The sequence below is a fragment of the candidate division KSB1 bacterium genome (genome assembly GCA_016214895.1).
Lineage (GTDB): Bacteria > Electryoneota > RPQS01 > RPQS01 > RPQS01 > JACRMR01.
In genome coordinates this window covers 86,415-104,307 of record JACRMR010000003.1, presented here as the reverse complement: position 1 = coordinate 104,307, position 17,893 = coordinate 86,415, and the positions used below count along the sequence as shown (strand labels likewise).

Below are 17,893 nucleotides of genomic sequence, written 5' to 3'. Positions count from 1 at the left end.
CTCCTCCGCTGCGCCCCTTCTTCGCACTTTTGCTCGCGCTCATCGTGTCGCGGCTGGCGGCGATGTACAGCTTCTATCTTTACGATGACGCGTTCATCACGTTTCGATTTGTGGAAAACCTTGTCTCCGGGCAAGGTTTTCTTTATAATGCAGGCGAACGGGTGCAGGGGATCAGCACACCACTGTGGGGGCTGGTGCTGGCCGCTCCGACGGCAGCGGGCCTGCGGCTCGTGTGGAGTGCCCGAACGCTTGGACTGCTGCTCGATGCGGTGATCGCACTGCTCGTCTATCGTCGGCTGCGCGACGAGGGCCGCGCGCGGGCGGCGACGGTGGCGGTCGGGTTATTCGCGCTGGACTTGTTCTTGGCGAAAACGGCGGTGAGCGGCATGGAATCGTCACTGTTCCTGCTCATGACCATGGGGGCGATGCTGCTGCTCTTAGACGGGCGGCTGATCGCGTCCGCCGTGATCGTTGCGGCCAGCGTGTTTGTGCGACCGGAAGGGGCGCTGTGCGCCGCGGGGATGCTCGGGTATGCGGTGGTGAGAAAAATGCGAAGTCCGGGTAGATTCCGGCAGGGTCGGGAGACCCTGCTCGGCGGGGAACACGGTCTGGAGACCCGGCTCGGCGGGGAGGTAGAGACTCCCCCCTGCCCTACCGTAAAAAAAGGGGAGACTGCATTGCGCCCCGTGCATGGAGGAGGCACCGAGTGGCAGCGATTGCTCGCCGCGGCAGCGGTCGGATTCGTCATCGTCACGCTGGGGGCGGTGTTGCAACGGTGGTACTACGGAACTTGGATTCCGCAGTCCGTGGCCGGGAAGATGGCGCTGCCGAACCACTACCATGAGGTCTTCACGCTGGCCCTGTTTCCGTTGCGGGACCCATTGCAGTTTGTGCTCACAATCACGACATTAGTTGGACTGCGCAGCGCGTGGAGCGCGTCCGCCCTGGTGCGGGTTTATACTCCGTGGGCCGTGCTGTTGCTGCTGGTCTGGATGATTACCGGCGCGCATCTATGGGCGTGGTATTGTGTGCCAATTTGGTTCTATAAGGTGGTGGTGACGGCGGTGGCTGCCGGGGTGTGGGTTGATGCGATCCGCAAGCCCGGGGCCGACGTGACCCCCCCCTGCCCCCCCGTGAACAGAGGGGAATCCAACGGGCGTCCCCTGCCCGGGACGGAGAGGATTGCAATCGGTGCGGCGGTTTTCATCGTGACAGCATGGGTCGGGTTTGCGGCGGCGTTCGGACGTGACCGGATGGAGAGCAACGTGTATTCGAAGATTCGCGAGTGGGTGGCGGGGAAGTCATTTACCGGAATGCGGGCCTACGGCATGGACTTCGGCGCGTTCGGCTATTATACCGGATTGCAGATTCTGGACGAGCCGGGCTTGGTCTGGCCGCAGGCGATGACCTTCCGGAATGATTTGCAGACGATCCTGCTCGCGGAACGTCCGGAATATGCTTTCGTGACCGCGAATCAGGACAATCTGCGCGCCATGCGCGGCGGAATGATCGCCGAACTCTATGAGCCGCTGTGGCGAGCGTCGATGAACGGAAAGACCGACGTCCTCGCACCGATTGAGAGTTTTGTCACGGACTGGGCACCCGACTTCTACCTGTTTGCCCGCCGGGACCTGCATGCCGAAAAGTAAACCGGCGCTGTCGGCCAACGCGCTGCGGGCGCTGCTCCGCTGGTACCGGAAACAGAAGCGCGAGCTGCCGTGGCGTGAGCAACGTGATCCGTACCGAATTTGGATCAGTGAGATTCTGCTTCAGCAGACGCAAGTCGAGACGGTCAAGCCATACTACGCGCGCTTCCTGAGACAGTTTCCGACGGTCGAGACCCTGGCCGCGGCACCGATGGACAGGGTGCTGAAAGCGTGGGAAGGTTGCGGTTATTATGCCCGCGCGCGGAATCTGCACAAAGCGGCCAGGCTCGTTGCCGAAACCGGAAGGCTGCCGCATGCGGCGGCGGAATGGCGAAAACTACCGGGCATCGGCGCCTACACGGCTGCCGCGATCGCTTCGATCGCCTACGGCGAAGCGGTGCCCGTAATTGACGGCAACGTGGAGCGCGTCCTCGCCCGCGTGCTCCGCGAACGACGGATTCTGAAGACCACGCCTGCCTTGAAACGGCTGCGGGTCGTCGCGGAATCGCTGATGACGGAGATTACCCGGCTGAAACTCGGTCCCGGCGACTACAATCAGGCGCTGATGGAGTTGGGCGCCACGCTCTGCCGGCCGCGCTCGGCGATGTGCGAAGATTGCCCGTTGAGGACGGAATGCCGGGCGAGAGCCTCGCTGGCCGATGTCACGGTCCTGCCACGCAAAACTCCGGCGAAACGGATTCCACACTATCAAATCGGCGCGGCGGTGATCCGGCGACGTGGCAAAGTCCTGATCACGCAGCGACCACCCGAAGGGATGCTGGGCGGCCTCTGGGAGTTTCCGGGCGGCAAGCAACATGACGGCGAGTCCTTGGAGGAGTGCGTCGCGCGCGAAATCCTGGAAGAGCTGGGGATCGAAATCGCCGTGGGCAAGCATCTGATGAGCGTCGATCATGGCTACTCGCACTTCTCGATCACGTTGCACTGCTATGACTGCCGGGTCCGGTCGGGACGCATTCGCAAACTGGCCGTGGCGGACTATCGCTGGGTGACGCCGGCCGAACTCGATGATTACGCGTTCCCGAAGGCGGACCGGGTCGTGCTGGCGAAGTTGAAGCAGACTTAGAATCTGAATTCCGCAACGGCGCACGGGCTTGTTGCTGAAAGGCGCTCGCCGAGCCGTGCGTCCCCGCGCGGCCGGAATCTGAGGCATTTGATGCCGATTGAAGCACAACGGAGTTTGACTGCCGTCAATTCCGGCGGGGACACAGTCCCCGCTCGGCGGATAGAGTCTGAAGCTCGCGCACGGCTGGATGGCGCTTATTGCTGAAAGGCGCTCGCCGAGCCGTGCGTCCCCGCGCGGCCGGAATCTGAGGCATTTGATGCCGATTGAAGCACAACGGAATTTGACTGCCGTCAATTCCGGCGGGGACACAGTCCCCGCTCGGCGGATTCCGATTTCGGCGACAAGCCCGCACGGCGATGGCGCCGAGCACGGTGCCGCCGGGTGCGGCACGAATTCTGGCTGGTACAGACCCCCCGTTGTCCTCCGCCGCTGACGGGGGGGAGTCCATTGCCGAAGACCAACCCCATCTGACTGCCCCGGAAACCGGGGAACGGTCTGACGCTCCGATCCCGGCCGCGCGAGGTCGCACGGCTCGGCGAAACTATCAGTCCCCGGCGGGCGAGTGAAACGCTGAAATCTGAAAGCAAATCCTACGATCATGCGCACTATACTTATCTTCACGCTGTTGATCGCGCTGGGCGGATGCGTCGGCGACGAGTCGTTCCGCGAGGTCGAATCGTTGCGCAAGAGCGGCGACATCGAGAATGCGCGCGCACTGGCGATTCAACTGGTCAATGAAAAGCCGGACCGGATGAAGGTCTGGCTGGAGTTCTGCCGCCTCACGACCGAGCTGGTCCGGCCACTCGAAGTGCAGGACAAAGACCCCCTGCCGTACCTGTTGCAGGCGAGTCTGGTCTGCGCGGCAATCAGCCTGCGGCACAAACAAGAACCCCCTGACGCCTGGCGCGAGATTGGCCGGTTTCTCGCGGTTGCCCTTTCGCGGCAGGGGAATATTCTGCTGAGCGAGATGAACGAGGATATCAAGTCCGTGGACTATCGCACGACGCTGTCGGAGTTGCCCGGTGGAACCACGGGGGCAGGCGGCAGCGCCTACTTCAATGCCATCTCCGCGGTCGAGGACGCGCGGCGAAATGCCCGCTCTAAAGTTGAGCGCATGACGGTCATTACCGATGTGTTGGCGGCGTTGCCGACGAATTCACCCGGAGCACAAGCGGTGGTGCAACAGCTCGATGTGACCCGACCGGCTTGGGCGGGTTCGCTGGAGTTGAAGCCCGATTACCTGCTGCCGCTAACGGAGAATATGCATAACCGCTGGCAGGGCGCGCTCGAAAAGGCGGTGGGCGATTTGAAAGAACTCGGGTATTTCCTACCCGGGACGATTCTCGAAAACGGAGTCTATTGACGTGCATGCCTTGATCGCGGACGGCGGCGGGACCAAAACGCGGGCGTGGCTCGTGGATATTCCCAACAAACGGATTCTGGCGACCGCGGAATCCGGACCGTCCAATTTCGGAAAGGTCAAAGCGGAAGGCCTGCGAGCCGTGCTGCGCGACCTCCGGCACCTGCTCGGCGGCGACGCGCGGTTTGATACCGTCGTACTCGGGCTGGCCGGAGTCGGACGCGAACAAGAACGGAATGCCGCCCTGGTCGCGGCCCGGACTGAGTGGCCGACCTGCAAGATTCATGTCGTGCCGGACGCGGAATTGGCGTATCGAGGGGCGTTCGCCGGAGGCCGACAGGGTGTGCTCCTCATCTGCGGAACGGGGACGATTGCCTACGGCCAGACACCGGCCAGCCGCGAATTCAAGCGCGTCGGTGGCTGGGGACCGCTATTGGGCGACGAAGGCGGCGGAGCTTGGCTGGGGCGCGAGATCATCCGGCAGTGTCTCTTCGAGTATGAGAACGATGAACTATCCCCGTTTCATTCCGCAGTCCTGGAACAACTGGGGTTGGAATTCACGCCACAGCTAATCACCAAGGTTTACTCCGAAAACTTCGGGCCGAGCGAGTGGGCGCAGCTGGCACCGCTGGCGTTCCAATACGCTCAGGAAGATCCGTCGGTGATGAAGATGCTGACGCGAATGGCCATCGAACTCGTGGACCTGGTGGAGCGAATCGCGGAGCCGTTGCTGCCCGATGCGCATGCCGTGCCGGTGGTTATCATGGGCGGATTGTGGGAACAGCGCGAGATCCTGCGACCGCTGATCGAGCAGGAAATCGAGATTCGCAACCTGCCGGTCGTGATTGCAGAGCCGTCGGGCGGACCGATGGAGGGGGGAATGCTGCTACTGGAAGGATGAGGGAGGAAGCAGGGCGGTGGAGCGGCGCGGAGACGCGCAGCGTGCGGCGAGGAAGAACAGCTGCGCGAAGACGCGCATCCCCCCCGGCCCCCCACTGGATGTGGGGGGAGACCCGAGCAGAAACGGCGACCAAGGCGGTCGCCGTTCTCAGTTACTGGAGGTTCAGCAAGTTCAGTTTTGGATGTGCCAGCGGATCAGATCGCGGACGGCGACCACGCCAATGCCGCGGACGTACTGTTTGAGCTGTACCACTCCAATATCATTCGGATGAATGAAGACCTGATCATAGCGGTCGGAGCCGTGGTAACGATGTTCGTACGCAAGGCAGTTCGTGAACGCCGTATCCTCGCCCGCTTCCGTGCGGCCCAGTACGGTGGTTCCCGTCGAAACCAACTGCACGGAGTCACCATTGATTACGGTGTAACTGCCGAGCGCGGCCGGCCAGCGATAGAGCAGGTTGCCCGCCGCCGGGACCGGAGCCGGGTAATCGAGCTGGAATGTTCCGGTGTCGTCGATGTTCCGCCAGTAATACAGCGTATCGACGTCGGGCGTGCCGGTGCGGATCGAACGGATCCCGTACCAGTCGAGATCGTCGATGAATTCCGGACGCAGCGACTGCACGCGAATCTCATAATCTTCGCCGACCGTGTCGGAGACTACGTAGTCCCAGGTGTTGCCCTCGCAGAGTGGAATGAGCCCGTCCGAACAGTAGCGATAATCCACGGTAATGCGAACCCAGCCGGACGAGCCGATGCCGTTGTAGGCGCGCAACTGATAGTTGTAAACATCCGGGTTCGTCCCCAACTCATCATTGTACTGGGTCACATCCGGCCCCAGCATGGCCAGCGGCTGGAACTGCTGTCCGTACGGCGCGCGTTGCAGCTCGAAGCCCGTCTCGTTCACGGCGCGATCCAACCAATGCAGAATGACGCGGCGGCCGATCACGACCTCGGCGACCAAACTGTCGGGGGCCAACGGCGCGCCGGGCGCCGGTGTCGTCACCACGGCGGAATCCGCGCTCCAGGCGATCCCATTCTCGTTCTGCGCACCGACGCGGTAGTAGTATGTCGTCTCCGCGCTCACGGTGTTGTCCGTGTAAACCACGACCGCATCACCGACGGTGGCGAGATCCGCCCACTGCCCCCCCGCGACATGGCGCTGAATCACGAAAGCATCCACGACGTCATTGTCCTGCCAGGTCACGCGAACCGTGACCGCAGCAAGCGCCACCGCCTGTACGTCCGACGGCGCGCGGGGCAACGGCGCGGCGGTCGTGGACCGCTGCTGCTCATTGGACGGAGCCGACTCTCCCGCCGCGTTCCACGCGACCACCCGCAGCCGGTAAACTGTCCCCGGTGAGAGGTTGGTCAGCTCGTAGGTCACCGTTCCGATCCCGGCATGCGCGGCCACATTCGCCTGGGTAAACCAGGCGCTTTCCGACTCGATATAGACCTGGACCTTGAACCCGTCTTCATCCTCCGACCGATCGTTCCAAGTCAGATTCATCGAGTACTGCGTCACACTGACGATCGTGAACAGGTTGGGCCCGGTCGGCACCACGGGCGCAGGCGGAGTCACAGGGTCTTTCGGATCTTTACAGGAAAGCACGAGTCCCGCGACGAGCAACAGGAGGATGAGTGGATTGATTCGGGACATGGGAAGAAGCAATGAAAAACGAAAATTGAAAAATCAAAGTCTCGATACGGATTCCGGCAGGGTCGGGAGACCCTGCTCGGGGTAACTTGCTATCCGGTGCCCTACCCGGCGTGACGCTCCGAGTCCGGCCGCGCGAGGACGCACGGCTCGGCGGGGGCTCCGAGCCCCCCTGACCCCCCCGCGAACGGAGGGGGACTCGAGGCAGATTCCGGCCGCGCGCGGCCTACTGGCCTTCGCCGCCGGGTTTGAAGCCGAAGCCGCCGCCGCCGGGCTGCGGCTGACCGTGCAGCTTAATCTCGCCAAACTGCTTCTCGTATCGCTCGATATTCTCCTTGATCGCATTCATTAGGAACTTCATGTGCGACGGAGTCATGATAATCCGCGACTGGACAGTGGCCTTGGGCGCGCCGGGTACCATGCGGGCGAAGTCGATAAAGAACTCAGCCGGGCTGTGGGAGATCAAAGCGAGGTTGGAGTAGATCCCCTCGGCGATCTTCTCGTCTAACTGAATATTGATTTGCTGTGGTTTCGGGTCGGCAGACATGGGAATGGTTTTCACTTGAACAAATGGTTAGAAAGACACCTCTACAAAGAAGCAGAATCTGGGAGAAAGTCAAGCGGGACGGTCCACCGAAGAGGGATCCACGAACCGCACGGCTTGCCTATTTGCAGCGATTAGTTAGATTGCACTGATGGAGACGTTGAATTGCGAAAGCGGTTTCCGGCGGGGTCTGAAGACCCCGCTCGGCGTGAACTTGACCCTGCCCGGGGCGCAGAATTGAACGACCACGGACTCGACCTATGGACAAGCGAATCTTCCTGATCGACGGCTCGGCGCAGATGTATCGCGCGCACTTCGCCTTCCTGCGCAACCCGCTCAAGACCAGCCGGGGCGAGATCACGTCCGCCATTTTCGGCTTCCTGAATACGCTGGTTAGCTTGATCGAGAAAGAGCGGCCGACGCATCTGGCGATTGTCTTCGATACCGCTGAACCGACTTTTCGCCACAAAGCCTATACCGAGTACAAAGCCACGCGACAGAAGATGCCCGAGGAGTTGGTGGATCAACTGGGCCGACTCGATCAGGTCTTGAAGGCCACCGGAATTCCGATTCTGGCTCGACCGGGTTGGGAGGCCGACGATGTGATCGGCACCATGGCCAGGCAGGCGGAAGCCGAGGGCTATGATGTCTTCATGGTGACCGGAGACAAGGATTACCAGCAACTGGTGAGTGAGCACGTCTTTCTCTATAATCCGAGCAAGGAAGAGACGCTCGTGATGGGGCCAAAGGAGGTCGAAGCCCACTTCGGCGTCCCGCCGGAACGAGTGATTGACGTGCTCGCGCTGATGGGAGACACGTCCGATAACGTGCCCGGAGCGGCCGGAATTGGACCGAAAACAGCGGTCAAGCTGGTGCTGGATCATGGTTCCGTGGAGGCTGTGCTCGACGCCGCCGCGGAAATGAAGCCGGGCAAAGCGCGGGACGCGCTCCTCCGGGACCGCGAACAGGTGCTCATGAGCAAGGAACTCGTCACCATCGATACGCACGCGCCGGTCGATTTCGGGCATGACCAGTGCGATCTCAAGCCGATCCTGAATGCGGAACTCGAGCGGCTGTTGAACGAACTCGAACTCTACTCGCTGCTCGAGCGCATCCGCAAGATGGCGGGTGCGGCGGCTCCGGCCGGAGCGCAGGCACCGCTGTCGGTGCGGAACTACCGCTTGATTCAGGATCGAGCGACACTATCGCAACTTGTGGATAAGTGGCGGCGCGAGCGCCCCCTGCTTTCCATGGATCTCGAAACGACATCCGTCGATCCGATGCGAGCCGAAATCGTGGGCGCCAGTTTCGCGATCGTCGAAGGTGAGGCGTGGTATGTGGATGTGGCGAGTCTGGGGGATGCCGGAAATCCAAAATCCAAAATCGAAAATCGAAATGCCGATCTGAGAACCCCCCCCAGCCCCCCCGTGAACGGGGGGGAGAGCGAAGGCCACATGAGCGGGAGGGAGAGCCGGAGGTTGGATCTGTTCGGAGGGGGCATGGCCGATAATCCAAATGCCGATCTTGGACCCCCCCCCAGCCCCCCCGTGAACGGGGGGGAGAGCAGGAGGGGCAGCGAGGCGTTCTTGTCCTTCGCGAGGGCGCTCTATGAAGACGAGCAGGTGCCCAAGACCGGACAGAACCTGAAATATGACACGCTGGTGCTGCTGAACCACGGGGTCGTGACCTGCGGGATTGTGTTCGATAGCATCCTCGCGGCCTATATCATCAACCCCGGCAGCCGCACGCTCAGCATTGACGCGCTGGCGCGGGACTACCTGCAATTGCCGAAGATCGCCACCGACGAGCTGATCGGCTTGGGCAAGAGCCAGATCACCATGCGCGAGGTTCCGGTCGAGCGGGTCTGCGAATACGCCTGCGAGGACGCCGATTACGCGTTGCGGCTGGCGCACAAGCTCAAGCCCATGCTCGCCTCACAGGAGAAGATCCTGACCGAGGTCGAACTGCCGCTCCTGCCCGTGCTGCGCGAAATGGAGTTCAACGGCATCCGGCTGAATGTCGAGCTGCTGGCCGAAATGAGCAAAGAGCTGGATCGCGATCTGATCCGGCTGACCGACGAGTGCTATCGCGCGGCGGGAGAATCGTTCAACCTGAACTCAACCAAACAGCTCGCCACAATCCTGTTCGACAAGCTCAAGCTGCCGGTCCAGAAGAAGCTCAAGACCGGCCCGTCCACCGATGTGGACACGCTGACGACCCTCGCGCCGATGCACGATCTGCCGCTCAAACTGCTCGAATACCGGACGCTGGCCAAACTCAAGAGCACCTACGTCGAGGCGCTGCCGCAGATGGTGCATCCGCGAACCGGGCGCGTCCATACGACGTTCAGTCAAACCGTGGCGGCGACCGGACGATTGGCCTCCAACAACCCCAACCTGCAGAATATCCCGATTCGAACCGAAGTCGGCCGCCGAATCCGCGAGGCCTTCGTCCCGGGCGAGGCAGGCTGGACTCTGGTTTCCGCCGATTACAGCCAAATCGAGCTGCGGATCATGGCGCACTTGTCGGGCGATGAGCGGCTGGTCGCGGCCTTCAACCGGGGCGGCGATATTCACGCGGAGACCGCCGCGCTGATCTACAAGTGCGACCTGACTACGGTCAATTCGGACATGCGGCGCGCGGCCAAAACGGTCAATTTCGGCATCATCTACGGCCAAACCGATTTCGGCCTCGCGCAGGAGCTGGGCATCCCGAGAAACGAGGCCAAAGCGTTCCGCGATGCCTATTTCCAGCTCTATCCGGGGGTCCGCGAATTCATGGATCGAACCATCGTGACGTGCCGGGAACGGGGATTCGTCGAGACGATTCTGGGCCGCCAGCGGCGCATCCCGGACATTGAGGCCAAGGAACGGCAAGTCCGCGAATTCGCCGAGCGCACGGCCATCAATACCCCCGTTCAAGGCAGCGCCGCCGACATGATCAAGCTCGCGATGATCGGCATTCATCGCCGCTTGCATTCGGAAAAGATTGCCGCCCGGATGCTCTTACAGGTTCACGACGAACTCGTGTTCGAGGTCGCGGAAGCCGACCGCGAACCGCTGGAGACGATGGTCCGCGAGGAGATGCAGCACGCGCTGCCGATGTCCGTTCCGGTGATCGTGGACATCGGCCACGGCCCAAGTTGGCTCGCGGCGCACTGACCCGGTGAATCCGGCACGGCGGCACGCGGCGAACCGCGATGGGAGCACCGTCCTGTGGATATCTTCGACCGCGCGGACCGGAGCAGAGAGCAATTCTCGAACAGGATTGGAGCGGTGTGATGCATGAATTCGGGCAACATCGCTCCGTGAATGCGGATGCAGTCGCGTTTCCAACGCAAAGTACTGGCTTTTTTTGCGAAAGGACTTGCATTTTCAAGAATCGTGTTATATATTTCGCCTTATCTGCCATCGGAGGTTACGGGTTTGATGCGTGACACCGATGTGATCTTTGAATGGAGTGTGTTGCCGCTGGGCGCGGATCACGCGCGATCGACGGTTTTCGTCGCCGCGTTGGTGCTGATTCCGCTGCTGGTCGGCCTCAGCTTCCACTCGAGTGAATGGGCACTCATCAGCCTGGTCTTCCTGCTCGGATCCCTCAACCGGTTCTGGGTTCCACAGCGCTACCGCGTGAGTGAAACCGAGATCGAATTCAGCCGCTGGTGGTTCCGCACGACGCACCGGCTGAACGGGTACAAACGGTTCGTACCGGGGGCGCGGGCCGTGTTTCTGTCCCCGTTCGCGGAACCGAATCGGCTCGATCCGTATCGCGGACTGTGGGTTCAACTGGGCCGGAATGCTCAAGAGTTCAAGAGCTTTCTGGAACGATCGATCCCGCGCGCCGAACGATGAGCGGTCCGGCCCCGCCCGAGTATCTCAGCCCGGAACAGGTCGAGCTATTCGACCGGCTGGCCGCCGGCGTCGCCGCCCGCAGGCTGACCGTACCAGCCCTGCTCTTTCTGGAATCCGCGCGACCGCTGAACTTCGTGGGGTCGCAAGCGATGCTGTTCTTCGCCCCATTTGTCCATGCGCTGTTCGACACCCGCCAGTATGATCTGGTCCGGGAAGCCCTGGAAAGACGCGAGACCATCGGCTGGTTGTGCGATCTGCTCGATGCCAAGGAAGAGGTCGTTAGGGCTCGCGAAAAAGCCCTGAAAAGCGAGCGCAGAGTCGCGAAGACGGCCTCCCGCAAACGGCGGCGAGGCTGGTTCAAGTGAGCGAATTCCGCCCTTGGAAATCCCGCCAGAATGCACTTCGCGGACGCGCGGAACCCCGCGACCACACGCAAAATAACGGGAACGACAACGCGCGTTGCCGCGCTTTGCAAGCGAATTGGCCCGATGGTTGCAACCTAAGTCGGGTCGAGAAAGTGCGCTGACGTCGCTCGATGTCACGTACGATTCGGAAACGAGATCAGTGCCTTCGTTCGAAGGCTGTTGATAGGATTGTTGGCCGGTCCGCTCACTGTGCGGAAGGCCAGCGACGACAGGTCCGCCGCACGGACCTCTAAAACTGGCCGATCCCAGGCTCCCCGAGAAGTGGGCAGCGGAGAGCTTGCCGGCCCAACACTCATCGTTTCCGAACGAGTCCCTGCCCAGTCATCAGTTCAAGGAGATCGTGTTATGACGCCTGCCAAGAAGAGCACGGCCAAGAAGTCCACGGCCAAGAAGGCGACCGCCAAGAAGGCTGCCCCCAAGAAGAAGGCTACCGCCAAGAAGTCGACCGCCAAGAAGGCCGCCCCGAAGAAGGCCACCGCCAAGAAGGCGACCGCCAAGAAGGCCGCCCCGAAGCGTAAGAAGAGCACCGCCAAGAAGTCGACCGCCAAGAAGGCCGCTCCGAAGCGTAAGAAGAGCACCGCCAAGAAGTCGACCGCCAAGAAGGCCGCTCCGAAGCGCAAGAAGAGCACCGCCAAGAAGTCGACTGCCAAGAAGGCCGCTCCGAAGCGCAAGAAGAGCACCGCCAAGAAGTCGACCGCCAAGAAGGCCACCGCCAAGAAGGCCACGACCAAGAAGGCCGCCCCGAAGAAGGCCAAGAAGCGGACGACCAAGAAGCGGACAGCGAAGAAGGTCGCGGCGAAGAAGCCCACGATGGGCATGTAATTCTGTCGCCTCTGTTTTCGGCGAACTGGAAAGCCGGCCCGTGGGTTCGTTCCCCGTGGCCGGCTTTCTGCTTCCGGAGTGCGGTCGCCTGCTGCGAGTTGTCTCGCGCGCCCCGTTCTTCCCGGCAGGGACGCAGCCCCTGCTCAGTGAGTCCATTTCAGCACCTGGCCAGTCGGTCTCAGTCGTCCGATTCCCCAGTGCTTCCTCCTTCCCGCCCGATCCATGCCATCCCTTTCTTCCCTCACCAAGGAACTCGCCGCGCGGCCCAGTCCGCCACGCACCCTCGAGATCCTGCAAGTGCTCGCCGCACGCAGCACGAGCGGCAACGAACTACTCGCACTACACGAAGCGCTGCTCTTCTACAAGGCCTATCCGCGCAGCCTCGAAGTCCGTCGATTTTGCGAACGCGAGCTGCAACAGTTCTACGCGCGGGTTCGCGCCCTCGACGACGACGAGCGAACCTCCCTTGACCAAAGCGGAGTCGTCGGGTCGCGGATGTTTTATGCCTTCGACGACCTGCCCGTGCGCTGGCTCGCCGGGCGACAACAGGGTCAGATCGACATCGACTGGGAGGAGTTCGACCACAAAGACCCGGACCCGCTCGCCGCGCTGCTACCCATGTTCCTGACGGCCGTGGAAGCGGATGCCGGCGACGACGGCGACCTGAGCTCCCGCGACCTGATTGAGGCCGCGCGGGGCAAACAGAGCGCATTGGCGTGGCTGCTGGACCGGTTCGAGGCCGCGTTCCCGGCGGGAATCCGCGAGCACATCTACAACCCGCTGCAGCTCCCGCTGGCCCTCGAACTGATCCCCGAGGGTCCGTCGCGCACGCTGGTTGACGATGGGCAACCCCGGAAAATGTTCATCTGGGATCCCACGGCCGCGCGAACGTCGTTTGACCTCGTCAGAGAGATCAACCGGCCGCTCGTGCTGCCGAAACCCGTGTCCCGGAAGCTCGGCCTGCAGTTCTTCGATTTGGTCTATTCGACGCTCCTGATCCGCCATCGCGAACTGTACCCGCTCACCTACGGCAATCCGGAAGAGGTCTATGACATCCCCCTCGACCGCGGAATCCGGATCGTGTGGTGGTTTATGCAACCGCAAATGCGGCTGCCGATCGAGGCGGGCTGGGGCTGCATTATTCTGAAGAACAACGTGCCCATCGGGTACGGCGCGGGCGGCCTGACCGGCCAGCGTTCCGAAATTTCGATCAATGTGTTCGATACGTTCCGGGGCGGTGAAGCGGCCTGGCTCTATGCGCAGTACGGCCGCATCTGCCGCGCGGTCTGTCCAGCGCCGTGGCTGGTGACGCGCCGCTGGCAACTCGGTGGCGAGGGCAATACGGAGGGGTTGGTGTCGGGGACCTACTGGTTCTATGACAAGCTCGGCTTCCGCTCCGTTGACCCGGCGATTCGCAAGATCGCCGATCGCGAACGCGCGCTAATCGCAAAACGGAAGGGCTACCGCACTCCGAAATCCGTGCTCAAGAAGATCGCGGAGGCGGATGTCGTACTCTCACTGGCGGGCCGTCCACCGAGCGAGTATCGCGAATATCCGCTCGGGTCGGTGGGCCTGCTTGCAACGAAAACGATTGCGCACTTGTTCAACGGAAGCCGCAAAGGTCTCGAATCACGAGTACTGAAAGAGTGTCACCTCCGCTGGGGGCTGGACAGCTCGCGATGGACTAAGGACGAGAAAGTGCGCGCCGGACAGATGCTCCTGTGGGCCCTGGCGATTCCGGATTTCGACCGCTGGACTGCCCGCGAACGGCAGAGCGTGTTTGAGCTGTGTCGCGCCAAGGGTGCGGGTTGTGAAGTCAACTATGCGCGCGCGCTGAGCAAGAATCTGAAATTCACATCGGCACTTGCGAAGCTCGGGAAATCCGGTCGAGACTGACATCGCTGCAAACGCACCTGAAGGGGGCAAACATGTTTCGCTATGGACTGTTGCTGTGCCTGCTGCTGGGAATAAATGAGCTTCACGCGGCTCGCGGCACCTTCTTCTTTCTCAACTATCCGCAATCGCCGGAAGCCATCGGCAGAGGCGGACTCTATTTTGATCCGTTCGACGCCGATCCGCTCAGCATGTTCACGCGACCGGGGCAAATTGGCGTCGCGGCCAGAGAGCACCGCGCCACGGCGGCGCTCTACACCGAGCGCCTGGATTGGTATCTCGGAGGCGGGTCCAGCCTCGACTTCGAGTATGCGGCCCGCGGCGCGTATTACGGTTTCGATCCACAGTCCTTACAAAAGTACTTCGGCTGGACCGCGCCGCTCAGCATCGCGGTCGGCTACAACGAAGTGCTGTTTGACATGGGCACGATCTCATCCTACGATGAAAATGGACGGATGATCGGCGAGTTTCATTCATGGGAGCGGGCTTATGGACTGACGTTGTCGGGCGGCCTGCACCATGACTGCTGGAATCTGGGGCTCGGCTTCACGCATAAATATATCGATTCCCACCTTGGGCAGTACGACGCCGACGCCTTCGCCACGGATTTCGGCACGCAGGTGCATTGGAATATACTGGCGGCAATTCGGAAAGCCAAGCATCAGAATCTGGCGAAACCATTGCCGATTTCCGTTCTGCTTGGAGCCAGCTACACGATGACGAATGTCGGTGGAACCGTCAAGTACGATGGGCTTACCATGGGTGGCGGCGATCCGCTGCCGCGCAACGGCCAGCTGGGGTTCACCATCTTGAGCGCATGGAATGTCCCCGTGAACGAGCGTCGTGCAGTGCACGCGATCTCGTTGAGCGCCGGAATTCAGGCGGAAGATGAGTTGATTGAAGGCTATGACGGCCGGGGCTATCGCTATACCAACCCGCTCGGCCGAATCCAGCCGGTGAAGCAATTCGTGCAGGGACGGAGTAGTGAGGATGTACTGGTCCGCGAGGGTTGGGAAATCGGACTGCTGGACATCTTCTACTGGCGGCGCGGCGAAGTGCGCGGCGGAATTCAGTGGATTTCCTACAAGACCAACGGGTTCGGCGTGTCCCTCAACGGACTCTTCCGCTTGTTCGACGAGTCTGCGCTCAGCCGCGTTGACGTGCAGTACCATGAGAGCGTGATCGACTATGACGGCCTGCCGGTTTATCCGTGGTACGACGACCGCTATCCGGATCAGCAGTTCCGGCAAGTCACATTGAGCTGGAAATACTGAACCGGAGAATTCCGACCGCGCACGGCTGTGCGGCGCTACGGAAGGACGTGACATTCCAGAGCAAGATTGCCCCCCCCTGTTGTCCCCCCGTGAACGGGGGGACAGCGTGCCAACATTGAGTTGTTGCGGCCTGACGGAGTGGCGCTTCGCGACAGTTAAGAGCAGAAATCATCACTCCCGAGCCCTATCCCCCCTTTCAAGGGGGGATTATAGGGGGGTGTCAGGTATTTCCCCGAGCGCGCACGGCTGTGCGGTGCTACGGAAGGACGTGACATTCCGGAGCAAGATTGACCGAACCCCACTGTTGTCCCCCCGTGAACGGGGGGACAGCGTGCCAACATTGAGTTGTTGCGACCTGACGGAGTGGCGCTTCGCAACAGTTAAGAGCAGAAATCATCACTCCCGAGCCCTATCCCCCCTTTCAAGGGGGGATTATAGGGGGGTGTCAGGTATCCCCGAGCGCGCACGGCTGTGCGGCGCGACAGAAGAACGTGACATCCTGGAGCAAGATTACCGACCCCCCCTTGATCCCCCCACAACGTGGGGGGAAAGCCAGACAGAATGAACCCGACCTTTCGCGCATTTCAGCACCGCAACTTTCGACTCTTCTTCCTCGGATTCGCGATCTCGATGCTCGGCTCGTGGATGCAAGTGCTCGCGCAGTCGTGGCTCGTTTGGCGGCTCACGCACTCGACCGTCTGGCTGGGTCTGATCGGCGCGATGCCGCAGCTTCCATCCCTAATCCTGGGGCCATTCGGCGGCGTGATCGTGGACCGGCATTTCAAACGGTCCGTGCTGGTCGTCACCCAGCTCGGGCTCGGACTCAGCGCCGCCGCGCTGGCCATCGTCACGCTCACCGGACAGGTCACACCGGAGATCATTCTCGGAATTGCTGTCGTGTCGGGAATCTTCGTCGCCATCGACACGCCCGCACGGCTCTCGTTCGCGCAGGACCTGGTCGGTAAGGAAGATATCGGCAATGCCGTCGCGCTGAATTCCACAACATTCAATGCCGCGCGATTGGTCGGTCCTTCCATCGCGGGCTTTCTCGTTCCCGTGATCGGCGAAGGCGGGATCTTCGCGGTCAATGCGGTCTCGTTTCTCGGCTTGATCGCGACGCTGTTCATGATGAAGAATCTTCCGCAATCGCCAGGCAACAGCGCGCCCGTCCGCCAGCAACTGCGCGAAGCGTTCGACTACGTGCGCGGTTCGCCACTGCACCGCACGCTCATGCTCAACGTGATGATCTACGCGGTCGTCGGCTTCTCTTATGTGCCGCTGATGCCCCTCGTCGCCGACCGGATCCTCGACGTGGGGGTGGAAGGCCTGGGAGTGCTCACCGGAGCAATCGGGCTGGGCGCCTTGGCCGGCGGCTTGCGGCAGGCCACGCTGCCGCCCGGCGCCAAGCGGGGCTTCACTGTGATCGTCGGCGCGATCAGTCTCGCCGTGTTCGTCGGCGGGTTCGCGCTTTCGCATTGGTATTGGTTCTCGCTCGCCATGCTGTTCGGCGCGGGTTTTTCATTCGTAAATATGCTCGCGTCCACGAACACACTGTTGCAGCAACACTCGCCCGATCATCTGCGCGGTCGCGTGCTCGGTTTCTATACCACCGCCTTTCTCGGATTTCTGCCGGTGGGAAGTCTGCTGGCCGGACTGCTGGCGGCGTGGATCGGCGCGTCGATCACGATGCTCGGCTTCGCCGTACTCTGCCTGATCGCCGTGTCCTTCGTGCTCGCGCGTGAACCGCGACTGCGAGCCGTGTGATGTGGCCGTTTCGTGAGGCGTCGGTGGAAACGGATGCGCGGCGGCGCGGAATCACGCTGCTGCTGCACTCCACGCATCTTTACAAGAACCTGCCCGCGATTCTCGAAAGCGGAGTCATCGACACCGCCGCCGGGCTGATCGCGCGCCATGGACGTGAACGCGCCGCGCGCTACCTGCACGATCCGAACCGCTATGAGAAATATGCCGTTGGTCTCGACTATGTCAATTGCTCGCTGACGCTGCCCAACGTCGAACTGCTCTATCGGCGCTCGAAGGGCGATTGGAAGGCCGACTGGGTGCATTTCGCGCTGGAGCTCGCGCTCTTGAGTCGGGAGACGACGCGCTTCTGTGCCATGTCCGCGGCGCATGATCGCGGCCGCCATGTCGGCTCGGGACGGGAGGGATTTCGCGCGATGTTCACCGCCGAAGTCGAGGGCGCGACGCGCAGCGACCTGGCCCAGTCCATCCCCACGCACCCGCAAGCTGAAGTGCTCGTGCAACACGCGCTGCCGCTGGAGCGTGCGAACTCGATCATCGTAGCCGGCGAAGCGACCGCCCGCGAAATCCGGCGACTCTGTGAGCTGCATCAGCGCGTCCTCGAGGTCGAAGTGCGTCCCCAGCTCTTCGTCTGGCCGGAACGGATGCTGCAGCGATGAGTTAAAGAACACAGGAGCCG

14 protein-coding genes are annotated in these 17,893 nt (G+C 61.9%); 12 read left to right on the top strand and 2 right to left on the bottom strand.

Going from position 1 to position 17,893, the window contains the following annotated elements; translation table 11 throughout:
• Positions 1-29: 29 nt before the first annotated feature.
• From HZB60_02500 to HZB60_02485, 4 genes are all read left to right on the top strand, one after another.
• The gene (locus HZB60_02500; GenBank protein MBI5058635.1) at positions 30-1,649 is read left to right on the top strand and encodes a hypothetical protein; all 1,620 of its coding nucleotides are present in this window, start codon (positions 30-32) and stop codon (positions 1,647-1,649) included.
• Positions 1,636-2,730: an A/G-specific adenine glycosylase gene (gene mutY / locus HZB60_02495; protein ID MBI5058634.1), complete on the top strand. Its 1,095-nt coding sequence runs from the start codon at positions 1,636-1,638 to the stop codon at positions 2,728-2,730. The genes HZB60_02500 and mutY overlap by 14 nt, the downstream gene beginning before the upstream one ends.
• A 598-nt stretch (positions 2,731-3,328) precedes the next feature.
• Positions 3,329-4,093, top strand: a complete 765-nt coding sequence (locus HZB60_02490) for a hypothetical protein (protein ID MBI5058633.1) — start codon at positions 3,329-3,331, stop codon at positions 4,091-4,093.
• A gap of 1 nt (position 4,094) precedes the next feature.
• Positions 4,095-4,991: a hypothetical protein gene (locus HZB60_02485; protein MBI5058632.1), complete on the top strand. Its 897-nt coding sequence runs from the start codon at positions 4,095-4,097 to the stop codon at positions 4,989-4,991.
• Between the two features lie 171 nt (positions 4,992-5,162).
• On the opposite strand, the gene HZB60_02480 is transcribed toward HZB60_02485, so the two are convergent.
• Together HZB60_02480 and HZB60_02475 are read right to left on the bottom strand one after the other, a co-directional pair.
• The gene (locus HZB60_02480; GenBank protein MBI5058631.1) at positions 5,163-6,647 is read right to left on the bottom strand and encodes a fibronectin type III domain-containing protein; all 1,485 of its coding nucleotides are present in this window, start codon (positions 6,645-6,647) and stop codon (positions 5,163-5,165) included.
• A 223-nt stretch (positions 6,648-6,870) separates the two neighbouring features.
• A complete protein-coding gene (locus HZB60_02475) occupies positions 6,871-7,191 on the bottom strand; it encodes a DUF3467 domain-containing protein (GenBank protein ID MBI5058630.1) in 321 nt (106 codons plus the stop codon).
• A 257-nt stretch (positions 7,192-7,448) separates the two neighbouring features.
• On the opposite strand from HZB60_02475, the gene polA reads away from it, so the two are divergent.
• From polA to HZB60_02435, 8 genes are all read left to right on the top strand, one after another.
• The gene (polA, locus tag HZB60_02470) at positions 7,449-10,349 is read left to right on the top strand and encodes a DNA polymerase I (protein ID MBI5058629.1); all 2,901 of its coding nucleotides are present in this window, start codon (positions 7,449-7,451) and stop codon (positions 10,347-10,349) included.
• Between the two features lie 267 nt (positions 10,350-10,616).
• Complete coding sequence (locus HZB60_02465; GenBank protein ID MBI5058628.1) at positions 10,617-11,039, top strand: hypothetical protein; 423 nt, start codon at positions 10,617-10,619, stop codon at positions 11,037-11,039.
• Positions 11,036-11,404 (top strand): hypothetical protein, encoded by a 369-nt coding sequence (locus HZB60_02460; protein ID MBI5058627.1) that lies wholly within the window; start codon positions 11,036-11,038, stop codon positions 11,402-11,404. The genes HZB60_02465 and HZB60_02460 overlap by 4 nt, the downstream gene beginning before the upstream one ends.
• A 405-nt stretch (positions 11,405-11,809) precedes the next feature.
• Positions 11,810-12,286, top strand: a complete 477-nt coding sequence (locus tag HZB60_02455) for a hypothetical protein (GenBank protein MBI5058626.1) — start codon at positions 11,810-11,812, stop codon at positions 12,284-12,286.
• Positions 12,287-12,508: 222 nt separating this feature from the next.
• The gene (locus HZB60_02450; GenBank protein MBI5058625.1) at positions 12,509-14,182 is read left to right on the top strand and encodes a hypothetical protein; all 1,674 of its coding nucleotides are present in this window, start codon (positions 12,509-12,511) and stop codon (positions 14,180-14,182) included.
• Positions 14,183-14,214: 32 nt separating this feature from the next.
• Positions 14,215-15,453, top strand: coding sequence for a hypothetical protein (locus tag HZB60_02445; GenBank protein MBI5058624.1), 1,239 nt, complete (start codon positions 14,215-14,217; stop codon positions 15,451-15,453).
• 561 nt (positions 15,454-16,014) lie between these two features.
• Entirely contained in the window at positions 16,015-17,217 is a 1,203-nt protein-coding gene (locus tag HZB60_02440; protein ID MBI5058623.1) for an MFS transporter, read from the top strand.
• Positions 17,217-17,873, top strand: a complete 657-nt coding sequence (locus HZB60_02435; GenBank protein ID MBI5058622.1) for a DUF4433 domain-containing protein — start codon at positions 17,217-17,219, stop codon at positions 17,871-17,873. Before HZB60_02440 ends, HZB60_02435 begins: the two co-directional genes overlap by 1 nt.
• Positions 17,874-17,893: the final 20 nt, after the last annotated feature.